General features: G+C 71.7%; 14 protein-coding genes. 4 read left to right on the top strand and 10 right to left on the bottom strand.

The window, feature by feature from the left end; all coding sequences use genetic code 11:
- Nucleotides 1–92: 92 nt before the first annotated feature.
- The 6 genes from ACHBTE_RS00005 to ACHBTE_RS00030 form a co-directional block, all read right to left on the bottom strand.
- Nucleotides 93–515, bottom strand: a complete 423-nt coding sequence (locus ACHBTE_RS00005; RefSeq protein ID WP_394721123.1) for an acyl-CoA thioesterase — start codon at nucleotides 513–515, stop codon at nucleotides 93–95.
- Between the two features lie 51 nt (nucleotides 516–566).
- Nucleotides 567–1,202: a hypothetical protein gene (locus ACHBTE_RS00010; protein WP_394721124.1), complete on the bottom strand. Its 636-nt coding sequence runs from the start codon at nucleotides 1,200–1,202 to the stop codon at nucleotides 567–569.
- A gap of 45 nt (nucleotides 1,203–1,247) precedes the next feature.
- Complete coding sequence (locus tag ACHBTE_RS00015) at nucleotides 1,248–1,856, bottom strand: histidine phosphatase family protein (protein ID WP_394721125.1); 609 nt, start codon at nucleotides 1,854–1,856, stop codon at nucleotides 1,248–1,250.
- A gap of 135 nt (nucleotides 1,857–1,991) precedes the next feature.
- The gene (locus tag ACHBTE_RS00020) at nucleotides 1,992–2,393 is read right to left on the bottom strand and encodes a DUF5955 family protein (RefSeq protein WP_394721126.1); all 402 of its coding nucleotides are present in this window, start codon (nucleotides 2,391–2,393) and stop codon (nucleotides 1,992–1,994) included.
- Between the two features lie 11 nt (nucleotides 2,394–2,404).
- Nucleotides 2,405–4,726, bottom strand: a complete 2,322-nt coding sequence (locus ACHBTE_RS00025) for a hypothetical protein (protein ID WP_394721127.1) — start codon at nucleotides 4,724–4,726, stop codon at nucleotides 2,405–2,407.
- Between the two features lie 116 nt (nucleotides 4,727–4,842).
- The gene (locus tag ACHBTE_RS00030) at nucleotides 4,843–6,051 is read right to left on the bottom strand and encodes a pyridoxal phosphate-dependent aminotransferase (protein WP_394721128.1); all 1,209 of its coding nucleotides are present in this window, start codon (nucleotides 6,049–6,051) and stop codon (nucleotides 4,843–4,845) included.
- Nucleotides 6,052–6,138: 87 nt separating this feature from the next.
- On the opposite strand from ACHBTE_RS00030, the gene ACHBTE_RS00035 reads away from it, so the two are divergent.
- Nucleotides 6,139–6,765 carry a winged helix-turn-helix transcriptional regulator gene (locus ACHBTE_RS00035; protein WP_394721129.1) on the top strand — a complete coding sequence of 209 codons (627 nt, stop codon included), beginning with the start codon at nucleotides 6,139–6,141 and terminating at the stop codon, nucleotides 6,763–6,765.
- A gap of 64 nt (nucleotides 6,766–6,829) precedes the next feature.
- Here the strand turns inward: ACHBTE_RS00035 and ACHBTE_RS00040 are convergent, their stop codons facing one another.
- The 3 genes from ACHBTE_RS00040 to ACHBTE_RS00050 form a co-directional block, all read right to left on the bottom strand.
- Nucleotides 6,830–7,633, bottom strand: a complete 804-nt coding sequence (locus ACHBTE_RS00040; RefSeq protein WP_394721130.1) for a hypothetical protein — start codon at nucleotides 7,631–7,633, stop codon at nucleotides 6,830–6,832.
- On the bottom strand, nucleotides 7,633–8,913 hold the full coding sequence (locus ACHBTE_RS00045; RefSeq protein ID WP_394721131.1) for a VWA domain-containing protein: 1,281 nt from the start codon (nucleotides 8,911–8,913) through the stop codon (nucleotides 7,633–7,635). The genes ACHBTE_RS00040 and ACHBTE_RS00045 overlap by 1 nt, the downstream gene beginning before the upstream one ends.
- 65 nt (nucleotides 8,914–8,978) lie before the next feature.
- Nucleotides 8,979–10,514 carry an IucA/IucC family protein gene (locus tag ACHBTE_RS00050; protein WP_394721132.1) on the bottom strand — a complete coding sequence of 512 codons (1,536 nt, stop codon included), beginning with the start codon at nucleotides 10,512–10,514 and terminating at the stop codon, nucleotides 8,979–8,981.
- Between the two features lie 103 nt (nucleotides 10,515–10,617).
- Here ACHBTE_RS00050 and ACHBTE_RS00055 point away from each other — a divergent pair, with 103 nt between their 5' ends.
- From ACHBTE_RS00055 to ACHBTE_RS00065, 3 genes are read left to right on the top strand one after another with little or no spacing between them, the layout of a single operon-like run.
- On the top strand, nucleotides 10,618–12,120 hold the full coding sequence (locus tag ACHBTE_RS00055; protein ID WP_394721569.1) for an IucA/IucC family protein: 1,503 nt from the start codon (nucleotides 10,618–10,620) through the stop codon (nucleotides 12,118–12,120).
- Nucleotides 12,121–12,140: 20 nt separating this feature from the next.
- Nucleotides 12,141–13,055, top strand: a complete 915-nt coding sequence (locus ACHBTE_RS00060; protein WP_394721133.1) for a HipA family kinase — start codon at nucleotides 12,141–12,143, stop codon at nucleotides 13,053–13,055.
- Complete coding sequence (locus ACHBTE_RS00065; RefSeq protein ID WP_394721134.1) at nucleotides 13,052–13,333, top strand: SelT/SelW/SelH family protein; 282 nt, start codon at nucleotides 13,052–13,054, stop codon at nucleotides 13,331–13,333. The genes ACHBTE_RS00060 and ACHBTE_RS00065 overlap by 4 nt, the downstream gene beginning before the upstream one ends.
- A gap of 1 nt (nucleotide 13,334) precedes the next feature.
- Here the strand turns inward: ACHBTE_RS00065 and aceB are convergent, their stop codons facing one another.
- Entirely contained in the window at nucleotides 13,335–14,957 is a 1,623-nt protein-coding gene (aceB, locus tag ACHBTE_RS00070; RefSeq protein WP_394721135.1) for a malate synthase A, read from the bottom strand.
- Nucleotides 14,958–15,122 lie beyond the last annotated feature (165 nt).

Raw genomic sequence — 15,122 nt, forward strand, 5'->3', positions numbered from 1 at the left:
TTCCTGCACACCTACAACCACCATCGCTGCCACACCGCACTCGGCGGCCAGCCACCGATCAGCCGTGTGAACAACCCCGCGGGTCAATACACCTAGAGCCCGAACAGGCTCGGGTCCGACGCCAGCTCCTTGAAGATCTCGTCGGGACGGGCCACCAGCTTGCGCTCCTGGAGGTCCAGCAGACCGCCGACGGCGGTGAGCTCGGCGGCCACCGTGCCGTCCGTCTTGCGGACGAGTTGCTGGATACGGAAGGTTTTGCCGCCCGACCACTCGAAGGCGCAACTCACATCGATCTCGTCGCCGGCGAGCAGTTCGCGCCGGTAGCGGATGGTGGTCTCCAGGGCGACGGGGCCCACCCCCTTGCCTATGAGGCCCCGCTGGGTGATGCCCGCGGCTTGGAGCAACGACCAGCGGGCGTGCTCGGCGTAGTTGACGTACACGCTCTGGTTGACGTGCCCCTGCACGTCCGTCTCATAGCCGCGGACGGTGACCCGGACGGAAAACGGCTCGCTCACTGCTTCCCCTTCTGACATTCGATGCGCTGCGCATCGATCTTGGCACGCACGTCATGCCCGGCGTGGGGACGCCAGCAGATAACGCGCTCTGGTACGAGGCTCGGTGTACTCGCCGACCTGCCAGCCCGCCTCCTCCAGTGTGGCCGCGCAGGCCCGCAGGCGCGCACCGTCGGGCTCGCGCACCGCGACCGCCTCCGGCTGCGGCGTCGCCCGCACCCGGTATCCCTCCTCGGCGTCCGGCTCGGCCGGCGGGTGCCCGGCGGCCTCCAGGGCGAGGGCCGCGGCCTGCACCAGATGCTGACGCTCCCAACCGCACGGCCGGTCCGTCGCCCCGTCCGGGTTGGTCATCCGGCGCAGCTCCAGCAGCCCTTGCCAGGCGCCGCGCACCTCCCTCAGCCGGGCGGGACTCGACTGCGGGGCGCCGTCCGCACCGCCGATCCGCGCGGCGAACGCGCCTCGGGCCGGCTCGTCGACCGTGGGCTCAGCCGGCGCCGTCGGCTCCGACTCCCGTATCCGATGGCCCGCCGGTGTCAGAAAGTGATCGTGCGGAGGCCGCGGGTGCCGGAAGGCGAGCCCCCGCTTCACCAGCGCCGCGAGCTGGGCCTGCGTACCACCCTGCAGGCGCCCCGTCTCCGGGTCGGCGGCGTCGATCACACGCCGCTGCGCGGCGGTCGGCGGTCGTGTCACGGCGTGCTCCCTTCTCACGGTGGCGAGGCCCCACCGCTTCGAAGGCTACGACCCGGGTCTGACATTCCACTCCGCGATCACCGGCCGCCCGTGTTCGGTGCCCAGTCGGCACACGGTCCCGGTGGCCAGCTGGAACAGGGCCCCGTCGGCCGGCGGCAGCCCGAGCCGGCGCGCCGTGAGCACCCGCAGGAAGTGGCCGTGCGCCACGAGCACCGCGCACTCCTCGCGTCCGGCGAGTGCGGCGTCCAGCTTCGCCAGCATCCGGTCGGCGCGCTCCCCGACCTGCCGCACACTCTCTCCGGGGTGGTCGGGCGGCCCGGGCGCGACCCCGTCCGTGAACAGGAACCAGCCCGGCCGCGCACGCTGGATCTCGACGGTCGTGACGCCCTCGTAGCCGCCGTAGTCCCACTCCCGCAGGTCCGCGTCGACCGTCACGTCCGCCGCCTCGTGCAGCCCGAGCAGCTCGGCGGTCTCTCGTGCCCGGCGCAACGGGCTGACGAACGCCGCCCCGATGCGCAGGGACCGGATCGACGGCGCGAGGCGCCTCGCCTCCTGACGGCCGTGCTCGGTCAGCGGCACGTCCGTCGACCCGGTGTGCCGCCCGGACCGGGACCACTCGGTCTCGCCGTGCCGGACCAGAAGGAGATCACCCACGTGCGCGCCCTTCCCGCTCGTCTCCCAGCACCGTGCCACAGCGGCGCCGGCGACCGCAGGACGGACTGGGCCGGACGGCCCTCGCCCAGCCCGGAGGCCCGGACCGTGCGCCGGCCGCCCCCGCCCCTCGCCGGTTCAGACTCCCGGCAGACCCTGCACCGACTGGGCGAGCTGGCCGACCGCGGCGACGAGCGGGGCCACCGGCTGGACGAACTCGTTCAGCCGGTCGAGAGCCCGCCGCAGGACGGTCGGCTGCGGTTCGTCCTCCTCGAGCTCCTCGCGCAGCCGGCGCAGTTCCCTGGTGGTGGCGTCCGGGTCGGCGAGTGCCGCGCGGTGCTCCGTCAGCAACCGCTCGACCTGAGCGAGGAGTTCCGCGGTACGGGCGGCCTGCTCGGGGTCCTGCGCCTGGAAGGAGACCGAGCCGGAGAACGCCCGGGCGCCGTCTCCCACGGCCTGGTTGCCCACGTAGTGGGTGCCTCCGCTGATCATGACGCCCTTGTTGACGGGAGGGTCCTGGCGCCCGTCGTCGTTACGCATGAGGAAGTCCCCTACTTCTTGTCGGAGCCGCCGGCGGCACTGAGGGCGGAGGCGCCGGGCTGCTGCGGGATGTTCTGGGTGGCGGTGGCACCCGCGCCGATCGCCTGGTTGCCGATGATGCTCATCCCGCCCTGCTGGATGAGCCCCTGGTTGAGGATCGTCTGCTGTTGGGTGCGGAAGTCGGTGATGTCGTAGCCGCGCGCGTCGAGGAACTCCCTGACGGCGGCGAGGGTGTGGCGTTCCACGAGGGAGACGATCCGGCCGGCGTCCACGACCTGGAAGTAGTTGTGGTAGTCGGGGCTGAGCGCCATCTCCCGGATGCTCACCCGGGCGCCGTAGTCGAAGACCGGGTCCTGCTCCATGGCCTTCAGCTCGTCCACCATGCGCCTGCTGTGCCGGGCCTCGAAGCGGGCGTGGCGCAGCGCCCGCATCGGCGCCGCGAGGAAGGCTCCGCCGGTGCGGGCGAGCGCGGTCAGCAGCAGACCCCTTCGGCCGTCGGCGCCGAGCGGGCCGCGCAGGCGGTCCACGACGTGGTAGCCGGCGGCCACCGGGCCGAGCACATGGTTGTCACAGTGCAGATGCAGCGTCCTGCCCGCGGTCGAGAAATGCAGGAAGACGCTCGGCACCACGTCCCCGCCCCACATCGGCACATGCACCGCCAGATAGTGGCGGACGGTCCCGGTCGGCCGCAGCATGACCCGCTCGACCTCCTCGGGCGACAGCCGCGCGGCCGGGGTGATGCTGTGGGCCTTGACGAAACGGTCGTCGTCGCCGATGGTCGTGCCGCTCGCGAAGACGCGGTCCTCGATGGCGAGGGAACCGAGCGACTCCCCGCCGGGCTCGGCCACCCCGGCGCTGTCGCCGCGCTCGGCCACCGCGCGCAGTCGGGCGCGCACGTGGTCGACGAGTTCGGCGACCGTGAAGGGCTCGGGCTCGGCCGGTCGCGCACCCATGCCGGGCGGGTCGTCGGCGGGCAGGAGCGGCACCGCGAGCGTCCACTTCGAGCTGGTCTGCGAGTAGCCGACGAACGGGGTGTAGCCGCTGTACACCGTGACATTGCCGGCCTGCGCCTCCTGGATGGCCGCCAGCCGCTCGGCCATCCACTTGCGGCGCGGGACGGTGGGCCGGGGCTGCCGGGAGAACGTCTCGCGGGTCATCGTGGTGCGCAGCAGCCGGTCGACCTCGAGGTCGTGCCGCAGGACCGTCACGCAGGCGAACGCCGCCGCCCCTACCGACGCGAGCACGGCAGGTACCCCGCCCAGATAGGCGCCGAGCAGCCAGCCGACGAAGCCCGGCACGGGCAGCGTCGAGAACAGGAAGCCGAAGTAGAAGGCGAGCAGCACCACCATCGCGGCCGTGATGACACTGCCGGCCAGCACTGCCCTGCCGGGCTCGTGGCGGCCTCGGGTGGCCAGGCTCGGCCGGGCGCCGGGGCGCCGGGCGGTGGACAGCAGCACCCCGACGTACAGCAGCCACAGCGGTGCCAGCAGTGCCACGACGGTGAACGCCCCTGTCAGCCGCAGATCGCGGTGGTGCCGCAGTTCCTGTGCCGTCAGGCAATGGCGTACGACCGTCACGAGGTCGACGTCGGGTGAGGGTGCCACGGCACTGACCTCGTCGGCCAGGACCTCTTCCACCACCCGGTCGGCGAATCGTTCGTCCACATAGGCAGCGGCGCACAGATAGCGGGTGACGTCACCCGGTGCGCTCCCGACCGGCATACGTGCCTGTGGGGTCGTCATGCCGAGCCCTCCCTCTCTCCTCCTGGCCGGTGACCTCCGCCGGGCGGCGACGGACCTCGGGGCATGTGCACGGGGCGGCCCGGCGGTCAGCAGCGCGAGCAGCACGCCGACCGCCAGCCCGAAGACGAGCGCCGACAGCGTGAGGTCCTTCAACAGGGTTTCGGGCGACGCGAGTTGGTCGTCGGGGACGAACCCTTCGAGAAGGCCGAACCGCAGCAGGGACGCGAACCCGGCGGCGAGCACTCCCGTGGCGAGTGAGCGCAGCCAGCCGGCCCGGCGGCGCAGGAGGCGCCGGGCGAGGACGGCGAGTCCCACGAGCAGTGCCGCGGCGCAGACGTCGTCGACGACCAGGAAGGTCACACTGCCGTAGTCGCCGGCGGAGTACCCCCAGCCCGGGACGAACGCCGCTTCGACGAGCCGTCGCAGGGTCTCGTCGCCGGAGCCTTCCACGTAGAACTTCTCGAAGTAGAAGTTCCAGACCGGCTGTTGTGCCCAGGGGGTGCCCGCGAGCGCGACGAGCAGGAGCAGAAGGGCGATTCGGCCGCGTAAGTGCGGTGGTGAGCCTGATTCACTCCGAAGCGACAAGAACACCTGTCGGTTCCCCCATCCCCGACCCCAGAGATCAGTGGCCGCACTCTACGGCATCCCCGTTCTCTGTGATCGCGAATCAGCGAACGTCGACAAGCCAGGCTCAACCGCCCCAGGGGCTACTGCCGGTACCCGCTCAGGAACCTCCCGATCCGCCCGATGGCGGCCTCCAGGTCGTCCGCGTACGGCAGGGTCAGGACGCGGAAGTGGTCGGGCGTAGGCCAGTTGAATCCCGTGCCCTGCACCACCTGGATCTTCTCCCGCAGCAGCAGGTCCAGGACGAACTTCTCGTCGTCATGGATCTTGTGCACCTTGGGGTCGAGACGCGGGAACGCGTACAGCGCGCCCTTCGGCTTCACGCACGACACCCCGGGGATCTCATTGAGCTTCTCCCAGGCCACGTCACGCTGTTCGTGCAGGCGGCCACCAGGCGCGGTCAGTTCGCGGATGGACTGACGACCCCCGAGTGCGGCCTGGATCGCGTACTGGGCGGGCGCGTTGGCGCACAGCCGCATGGAGGCCAGCATGGTCAGGCCCTCCAGATAGTCCTTCGCGTGCTGCTTGGGGCCGGTGACCAGCAGCCAGCCGGAGCGGAAGCCCGCCACCCGGTAGGTCTTGGACAGGCCGCAGAAGGTGAGGACCACCAGGTCGGGGGCGAGGGTCGCGACCGAGTGGTGCACGGCGTCGTCGTAGAGGATCTGGTCGTAGATCTCGTCGGCGAAGACCATCAGACCGTGCCGGCGGGCGAGGTCGAGGATGCCCTCCAGGATCTCCTTGGGATACACCGCGCCGGTGGGGTTGTTCGGGTTGATGATGACCACGGCCTTGGTGCGGTCCGTGATCTTCGACGCCATGTCCTCCAGGTCCGGGTACCAGTCGGCCTGCTCGTCGCACAGGTAGTGGACCGCCTTGCCGCCGGCGAGGGTCGTCACCGCCGTCCAGAGGGGGAAGTCCGGTGCGGGGACGAGGATCTCGTCGCCGTCCTCCACCAGTGCCTGTACGGCCATGGAGACGAGCTCGGACACGCCGTTGCCAAGGAAGACGTCGTCCACGTCGACCTCCAGGCCCAGCGTCTGGTACCGCTGGGCGACGGCGCGGCGGGCGGAGAGGACGCCCCGGGAGTCGGTGTAGCCGTGCGCCTGGGGGAGCATCCGGATCATGTCCTGGAGGATCTCCTCAGGCGCCTCGAAGCCGAAGAGCGCGGGGTTGCCGGTGTTCAGGCGGAGCACGCTGTGGCCCGCCTCCTCCAGTGCGTTGGCGTGCTCGATCACCGGGCCGCGGATCTCGTAGCAGACCTCGCTCAGCTTGCTCGACTGCCGGAACTCCATGCGCGCTCGCCCCTCCGGTTTCGTGTGTTGCTTGGTTTTACCAAGTTCGAGCTTGGAAAGTCCAACAACTTGTCTAGACTGCGTCACATGTCACCTCGCCGAAGCTACGACCAGTACTGTTCCGCCGCCCGTGCGCTCGACCTCGTCGGCGACCGCTGGACCCTGCTGATCGTCCGGGAGCTGCTGGCCGGTCCGCGGCGCTACACCGACCTGCACGCCGATCTGCCGGGTGTCAGCACGGACGTACTCGCCTCTCGGCTGAAGGACATGGAACGCGACGGCATCAGCACGCGTCGCAAGCTGCCTCCGCCGGGAGCGGCGTACGTGTACGAACTCACCGCACGTGGGCGGGAGTTGCTGCCCGTCCTCCAGGCGCTTGGGGAGTGGGGGCAGGCCGAGCTCGGCGAGCGGCGCCCCACCGACGCCGTGCGCGCGCACTGGTTCGCGCTGCCTCTGCTGCGATCCCTGGAGGGCGCGGGGCTGGTCGAAGTACGGCTGGAGGAGGGTGACTTCCACCTGTACGTCGGCGCCGAGGACGGGGCGGTCTACGGGGACGGGCCCGCCCCCGGTGAACCGGACGCCCGACTGGTCCTGGACTCCGTGACGTGCGAGGCGGTCGCCCGGGGGGAGTTGAGTGTGGCGGACGCCGTGCGGGGCGGCCGTATCGAGGTGAGCGGGGACGGGACCTTGGCCAAGGCCCTGCGGGACGTCTGACCCCACGACGAAGCCCGCCGCACAGTCAGGTGCGGCGGACCTAGTCGATGAGCGTGACGATCCGTCAGGCGCCCGGCGGCACCCGCGGCGGCCGTCCCGAGCCGCGCGTCAGCGCGTACCCGGCGACACCCGCGAGCGCTGCCAGCGCGCCGCCGGTCCCCGTCCACACCCAGCGGTCCGACCACCAGCCGGAGGCCCAGCCGTCCTCGGGCTCGACGCCGGACAGCACGGCTGAAGCGGAACTCTCCTCGTCCTGCGACGAATTGACGGCGACTCCGGGCACGAGCGGCTGTGCCAGCGCCCCGTCGACCGCGGCCGAACCGCCGATGTCCTTGGAATCGACTCGCACTTCGGCGCCGACCGGCAGACCGAGGTCGGAGGCGGGCACCTCCACGACCGTCAGCCGGAGGTAGTACGTGCCCGGCAGCGGATCGTCGGCCCAGGGCTCCGACCAGCCGCGGACGGTGCGCAGGACGCAGCGCAACTCGACCGTGCCCGCGTTCGCCGCCGCGGTGCGCGTCTGTGCCCCGTACTGGCAGGCCTGACGGCGGCGCAGACCGTCGTACACGTCGATCTGCCAGGTCTGGGCGGCGTGCGTGTCGGGCAACTTCACCGTCGCCTCGACGGTGGGGCGCAGGCCCGCGTCAGCGGGGAACGACCAGTACAGGTAGTCGCCCGTGGAGGCTCCCCCAGCGGTGGCCGTCCGCCCCTGCTCGATCTCGGTCGCCGTACGGAAGGAGGTGCCCGCCCGGGTCGGCGCGCCGCCGTCCTTGGAAGCGGTGGGGGAGGGAGAAGCGTCGGCCGCCGCGGGGGTGACCGCCGGCCCCAGCATGAGCAGGGCCGCGCTCAGCGCACGTGTGATCCGCATCAGTTGGTCCTCCAGACCGCGACCCGCCAGCGCGACAGCCAGCCCCAGACGAGACCGGCGAGGAAGCCGGCCAGGATCAGCGTGCCGAGCAGCCACCAGCCGCGCCCGAGGCCGAAGGAGGCCACGTCGCCCGACCGCGACGGCCCGTCCACGACGTCGATCGTCAGTTCCAGCGGCAGTCCGGGCGTGGCTTGCACACCGGAGCCGGCCGAGAAGGAGTGGGTGACCTGGAGGCACACGGTCTCGGCGGTCGCGGTGTCCCCGTCCCCGTCTCCGTCGTCGTCGGCCTCGGCCTTCGGATGGCGCAGACCGGTCGACACGACGTCCGTACGGCCGTTGCCCGCCGCCTCGCCGCGTACGATCTCCCGCCCGCGCTCGGTCACCGCCCGCAGCAGCACCCCGTAGGAGGGGTTCACGGCCCGGTCGGCCGACACGCTCACCGAGGCGCGCAACTCCTGGCCGGGCTCGACGGCCACGCGGTACCAGCGCTGCTGTCCGAACTCCTCGCGGTCGGTGTACAGGCCGGACTTCAGCGTGGGCGCCTTCGCGCACCGGTCCGCGCCCGTCGTCGCGACCGGCGTCACCACGGGGTCGGCCGCCCGGTCCACCAACTGGTTGACCTTGTCGGTGAGTTCCTCGGTGTGCTCGACCGAGGTGAACGTCCCGCCGGTCGCCTCGGCGATGCAGCTGAGCTGCCGGCGCAGCTTGGTGTTCGGGACCAGGCCGAGTGTGTCGATGGTCAGGCCGATGCCCTTGGCGGCGATCTCCCGGGCCACCTCGCACGGGTCGAGCGGGGCGCAGGTGTCCTCGCCGTCACTGATCAGCACGATCCGCTTAGAGCCCGCGCCGCCGTCGAGGTCGTCGGCCGCCTTGAGCAGCGCGGGCCCGATGGGCGTCCAGCCGGTCGGCGTCAGCGTCGCCACCGCCGTCTTGGCCTCGGTGCGGTCCAGCGGGCCGACCGGGTAGAGCTGCGCGGTGTCCTTGCAGCCCGTCCTGCGGTCGTCGCCCGGGTAGTCGGCGCCGAGCGTGCGGATGCCGAGCTGAACCTCTTCGGGCGTCGCGTCCAGCACCTCGTTGAAGGCCTGCTTCGCGGCGGCCATCCGGGACTGGCCGTCGATGTCCCGGGCCCGCATCGAGCCGCTCACGTCGAGGACGAGATCGACCTTGGGCGCCATCGCGCCGGTCTCATCGGCAACCGCCCCGGCCGGGAACGCCATCCCGGCCGTGAGCGCGGCGAGCAGGGCGCAGACCCCGGTCGCCAGCCGTGTTCTTGTGATCATCGGCGGATCTTATTGATCAGAGGTGCTCCGCTTCAAAACGAGACCGGAACGAGGGTCAGAAGGGGTCAGAACACCTCGGTGACCAGCGGATTGGGCAGCTGGGCCCACTGGTCCCCGGGCGTTCCGGGGGACAGCCGCATCAGCGTCAGCGCCTTCGTCGGCAGCGGTTCCTGACGCAGTGCCGCCAGGTCCCCGGTCTCCGGCAGCTCGCCCACGACCGCCTCCAGCTCGCCCACGACCGACTCCAGCGCCCCGCGCAGCGCCGCGCCCGAGCCCGCCGTACCCGCCAGCGCCCCCGCCACCAGCGAGCCGAACAGCTTGCGGCGCAGGGTCGTCACCTCGTCCGTGACGACCCGGCCGGTCAGCTCCGGTACCGCGATGCCGTGCCGGGCCAGCCGGGCCGGGCTGACGCGGATGTCGGCGAGGTCGCGGTAGACCAGCCGCACCGGGGAGCCGTTCTCGGCCAGCACCACGAGCAGATTCTGGCCGTGCGCCTCCAGCGCCACCCCCAGTTCCAGCAGCCGCAGCCCCACAAGGAGGGCGAGCCGCGTGAACCGCGCCAGCCAGTCGGGCGACCGGGGCAACTCGGTCGTCGCGAGCGCGGCCACCGGCACCACCCGCTCCCCGGGCCCCGCGTACTCCTGCGGCGACTCGCGCAGCACCGCCGCCAGGTCGGGGGAGTGGGCGGTCGCTGCGCCCAGGGTGCGGGTGATGTGCAGCAGCCCGTCCATGCGCGCCGCGAGCGTCTCCGCGAAGTCCGACAGGGTGGCCGACATGCCGATGGAGTACACCGAGATGTCCCGCACCGAGGACGTCAGCCGGGCGCTGAGCGCGGTCTTGACGTGCGGCCCTCCGGGAAGCGCCAGGGTCCGCAGCGACATCAGCGGATGCGCGGCGATCGCGTCGCCGTAGGAGTCGTGCGGGCGCTTGAGCACATGCTCGGCCTGCCATGGATGCACCGGCAGCAACAGCCGCTCTCCGTCGCGCAGTTCACCCGGCCACCCGCCCGTCACCAGGCACTCGTCCGCCCGCACCGGCACCGTGCCCAACATGACCACCGGCCGGTGCTCCGGCCCGTACGCCAGCTGCTCGGCGACCGAGAACCCGGGCCGGGAACGGCAGTTGGGGTGGAAGGGATGACCGTCGACCACCCGCTGCTCCCACTCCCGGTCGAGCAACGGCCACTCGGTGGAGTGAGCCGGCTGCCCCGCCCGGGACAGCGCCAACGAGGCGACGCTGTGGCCGAGTTCGGCCGCGAACGATGTGCCGTGCGCCACAGCGAGATCGGTCAGCAGCCGGGCCGGATCGTCGTACGACATCCCGTCGAGCCGCACGGCGGTGACGTACGCGGCGGTCGCGTACGGGTCGGGCAGCGGGCCGTGCAGCCGTCGGCCGTCGCCAAGACGCAGGGTGAGGCCGTCCGCGGCGGGTTCACGCCGGGCCACCCAGGGCAGCGGTTCATGGGCGAGCGCACGCCACAACCGGGTCAGCACGGCCGCCCGCGCCCCGGGGAGCTCGGCCGCGTACCGCGAGGCGAGTTCGGGGCGGACATCGGCCAGTTCGGCGGCGACCTCGGCCTCGGCGCTGGAGGGACGGTGCACGGGTGGGCTCCTCGGGTACGAGTAGGGCGTAGGGCAGGTGCCGACGACAGACATACTGATCGTCCTCCCGCAGATACGGACCGTAGAGAACGAGTGGATCGCGTTGCACCTCAACCCCCCGCCCGCCACCGGCCCCGACGAGGCCGAGGACGTCGCGGCCCGCGCCGACGCCCACGCGATCGCACCCCTGCTCAACTGCTTCCTGCGGGAAGTGGCCGAGCCGCTGCCCGGCCCGGACGAGTGGCGGGTCCACCGGCTGCCCGGCTCCGGGCGTCTGCTGCGGGTCCGCGGCGCGCGGCGGCCCGCCGAGCCGCAGGTGCGGGTGGCCGGCGCCTGGCAGCGCGTCGACCATGCCGAGCTGGTGAAACTCGTCGCCGACGAACTGCGCCGCCACACCGGTGTCTCCAACCACGAACTGCCCGCCGAGATGACCGACAGCCGGGACACGGTGGCCGCGCTGCTCACGGCACGCGCGCGTGCCACGCCGCCGGACGACCCGTATCTGCGCTCCGAGCAGTCCCTCCTCACCGGCCACCCCTACCACCCCGCCCCCAAGGCGCGCGGTGGCGGCCCGGTCGCCGGCTGGCTGCCGTACGCCCCCGAGGCGCACGCCCGTTTCCCGCTGACGCTGCTCGGTGTGCGCGAGGACACGGTCGTCGAGGAGGGTGACACCTCCGCCCTGGACGCCGTCGGCGACGCCCCGCCCGGCTACCGGCTGCTGCCGGCCCACCCCTGGCAGCTCGACCTCGTGGACCTGGCACCGGCCTTCGCCGACGGCCGCCTGATCCGGCTCGGCACCACCGGCTGCGACGCCTGGCCGACGGCCGCGATCCGCACCCTCCACCTTCCCGAGCACGACCTGTTCCTGAAGTTCAGCCTCGATGTGCGGATCACCAACGACATCCGCCGGCTGTGGCGCCACGACCTGCTGAAACTGCGCCGTACCGACGCGGCGGCCACCGCGGCCTTCGCCACCGGCCACGCGGCCTGGCTGAGCGACCGCGGCTACCGCACCGCGCATTTCGCCTTCGAGGAACTCGCCGTCCTGGTCCGTGACGGGCTGCGCGGCCATCTCCTGCCCGGCGCGACCGCGCTGCTCGCCGCCGGTCTGGCCGAGGGCTTCACGGGCAGCCCGCTCGACGGAGCCGACGATCCGGCGGCCTGGTGGGAGGCGTACCTGGCGCAGGTCGTGCCGCCCGTCCTGACGGCCTTCGCCGAGCACGGCGTCGTACTGGAGGCGCACCTGCAGAACACGCTGGTCGCCTTCGACACCGACGGTATGCCGGTGCAGGCGCTGTTCCGGGACGCCGAGGGCGTGAAGCTGCTGCCGGACGTGGAGCGCGCGGCCGGCTGGGAACGGCTGGTGTACTGCCTGGTCGTCAACCACCTCGCGGAGATCGCCGCGGCCCTCGCCGAACGCCACCCGGCCCTGGACCCTTGGCCGGCCGTACGCCGCGAACTGGCCCGCCATGACCTTCCCGAGATCGCCGGCCTGCTCGCGGCCCCGGCCCTGCCCGGCAAGACGAACCTCCTACTGCGCTGGACGAACGCCGACGGCGCGGACGCCCGCTACCTGCCACTGCCGAACCCCCTGGCCGGCCCATGATCTGAACTACCCTGGCCGGTGTGCTGCGCGATGTGACTGCTGTTCGATACGTGACCCCGCTGCGCTCCGGCGGCTCCATGCCCGCAGTCGTCGAGGCCGACGACCTCGGCACATACGTCGTGAAGTTCACCGGCTCCGCGCAGGGCCGCAAGGCGCTGGTCGCCGAGGTGATCGTCGGCGAGCTGGCCCGCGCCCTCGGCCTGCGCTTCCCCGAACTGGTCCTGGTCCACTTCGACCCGGTGATCGCGGACGGCGAGCCCCACCAGGAGGTACGGGACCTGCACAGCGCGAGCGCCGGCGTCAACCTCGGCATGGACTTTCTGCCGGGCGCCCGGGACTTCACCCCGGAGGTCGCGAAGAGCTTCCCCGTCGAGCCGCTGGAGGCGGGCCGGATCGTCTGGCTGGACGCGCTGACCGCGAACGTCGACCGTACGGTCCAGAGCTCGAACCTGATGATCTGGCCGACGCTCGGCACGGCCCCGCCGCGTCTGTGGCTCATCGACCACGGGGCGGCCCTGATCTTCCACCACCGCTGGGACGGCTCGGACCCCGAGAAGGCATACGACTTCCGTCACCACGCCCTCGGCCACTACGCCCCCGACGTACGGGCCGCCGACGCGGAGCTGGCCCCCAGGGTGACCGAGGAGCTGCTGCGCGGGATCGTGGCCGAGGTGCCGGACGCCTGGCTGGCCCACGAGCCCGGCTTCCTCTCCCCGGACGCGGTCCGCGAGGCCTACGTCGGCCATCTCCACGCGCGCGTGCGGGCGTCCGCCGCGTGGCTCCCCACCGACTTCCCCGCCCGAGAGGAGCTCGCCGCCGAGGAGGCCCTGCGGGCGGCGAGGACTCGGCAAGGACGGCCCAATTGGCTCAAGCAGGTCCCTGACCTGCACGGCAAACCGGCCGTGGAACAGGATGGGACGGTGCATTTCGGATGACCGGCCGTGTCGAGATCGAGTACTGCACCCAGTGCGGCTGGCTGCCCCGAGCGGCCTGGCTGGCGCAGGAACTGCTCACCACCTTCGAGGCGGAGCTCACCGAGCTGGCCCTGAAGCCCGGCAAGGGCGGTGTCTTCGCCGTCCGCGTGGACGACGAGCTGGTCTGGGACCGCCGCGAACAGGGCTTCCCGGAGCCCACGGCGGTCAAGCGCGCCGTACGCGACCGAGTGGCCCCGGGCAGGTCCCTGGGCCACTCGGACAAGGCGTCGCAGGAGTAGGTCAGCCCCTGAGCTGCTCGTACGCCGGCAGCGTCAGGAAGTCCGCGTAGTCGTCGTCGAGGGAGACCTCCAGGAGCAGGTCGTGGGCCTGCTGCCAGTGTCCGGCCGCGAAGGCCTCCTCGCCGATCTCCGCGCGGATGTTGCTCAGTTCCTCGGCGGCGACCTTGCGGGCCAGCTCCGGGGTGGCCTGCTCGCCGTTCTCGAACTCGACGCCCGCGTTGATCCACTGCCAGATCTGGGAGCGGGAGATCTCGGCGGTGGCCGCGTCCTCCATGAGGTTGAAGATGGCGACCGCGCCGAGGCCGCGCAGCCAGGCCTCGATGTAACGGATGCCGACCTGGACGGCGTTGACCAGGCCCGGGTACGTCGGCCTGGCGTCCAGCGAGTCGATCGCGATCAGGTCGGCCGCCTGGACGGAGACGTCCTCGCGCAGGCGGTCCTTCTGGTTCGGCTTGTCGCCGAGGACCTTGTCGAAGGACTCCATGGCGATCGGGACCAGGTCGGGGTGGGCGACCCAGGAGCCGTCGAAGCCGTCGCCGGCCTCGCGGTCCTTGTCGGCGCGGACCTTCTCGAAGGCCACCTTGTTGACCTCGGCGTCCCGGCGGGACGGGATGAAGGCCGCCATGCCGCCGATCGCGTGCGCGCCGCGCTTGTGGCAGGTGCGGACGAGGAGTTCGGTGTACGCGCGCATGAAGGGCGCCGTCATCGTGACCGCGTTGCGGTCCGGCAGGACGAACTTGGCGCCGCCGTCACGGAAGTTCTTGACGATGGAGAACAGGTAGTCCCAGCGGCCGGCGTTCAACCCCGAGGCGTGGTCGCGCAGTTCGTAGAGGATCTCCTCCATCTCGTACGCCGCCGTGATCGTCTCGATCAGGACGGTCGCGCGGATGGTGCCCTGCGGGATGCCGACGTAGTCCTGCGCGAAGACGAAGACGTCGTTCCAGAGGCGGGCCTCCAGGTGCGACTCAGTCTTCGGGAGGTAGAAGTACGGGCCCTTGCCGAGGTCGAGCAGGCGCTGGGCGTTGTGGAAGAAGTACAGGCCGAAGTCGACGAAGGCGCCCGGGACCTGCTCGCCGTCGATCTGGAGATGACGCTCATTCAGATGCCAGCCGCGCGGGCGCATGACCACGGTCGCGAGCTCGTCGTTCGCGCGCAGGGCGTACGACTTGCCGGACTTCGGGTCGGTGAAGTCGATGTTGCGGGTGTAGGCGTCGATCAGGTTGATCTGGCCGAGGATGACGTTCTCCCAGGTGGGCGCGGATGCGTCCTCGAAGTCGGCGAGCCAGACCCGGGCGCCCGAGTTGAGGGCGTTGATGGTCATCTTGCGGTCGGTGGGGCCGGTGATCTCCACCCGGCGGTCCTGGAGCGCGGGCGGGCAGGCGGCCACCTTCCAGGAGTCGTCCGCGCGGATCGCGGCGGTCTCCGGGAGGAAGTCGAGCGTGGAGGTGCGGGCGATCTCGGCGCGGCGCTGCGCACGGCGGGCGAGGAGTTCGTCACGCCGGGGCGTGAACCGGCGGTGCAGCTCGGCCACGAAGGCGAGGGCCGCCTCGTTGAGGACCTCCTCCTGCCGGGGCAGGGGCTCGGCGTCGACGATGGCCAGCGGGGACGGCGCTGGTGCGGACATGAGCTGTCACTTCCTTCAGCGAGCTACGTGGACGAGCTGGTCGAGCTTTGGCACCGGGTGCCAGTCTTCCCGGATATGACTGGGAACGCCCGTGGAGCGGACGGGCGCTTCTGAACAGTGGATTCTAGTTTCCTCATAGTGGAAGTTCAAGGTTTGTTGATGTCG

The organism is Streptomyces sp. M41, assembly GCF_043673425.1.
GTDB lineage: Bacteria > Actinomycetota > Actinomycetes > Streptomycetales > Streptomycetaceae > Streptomyces.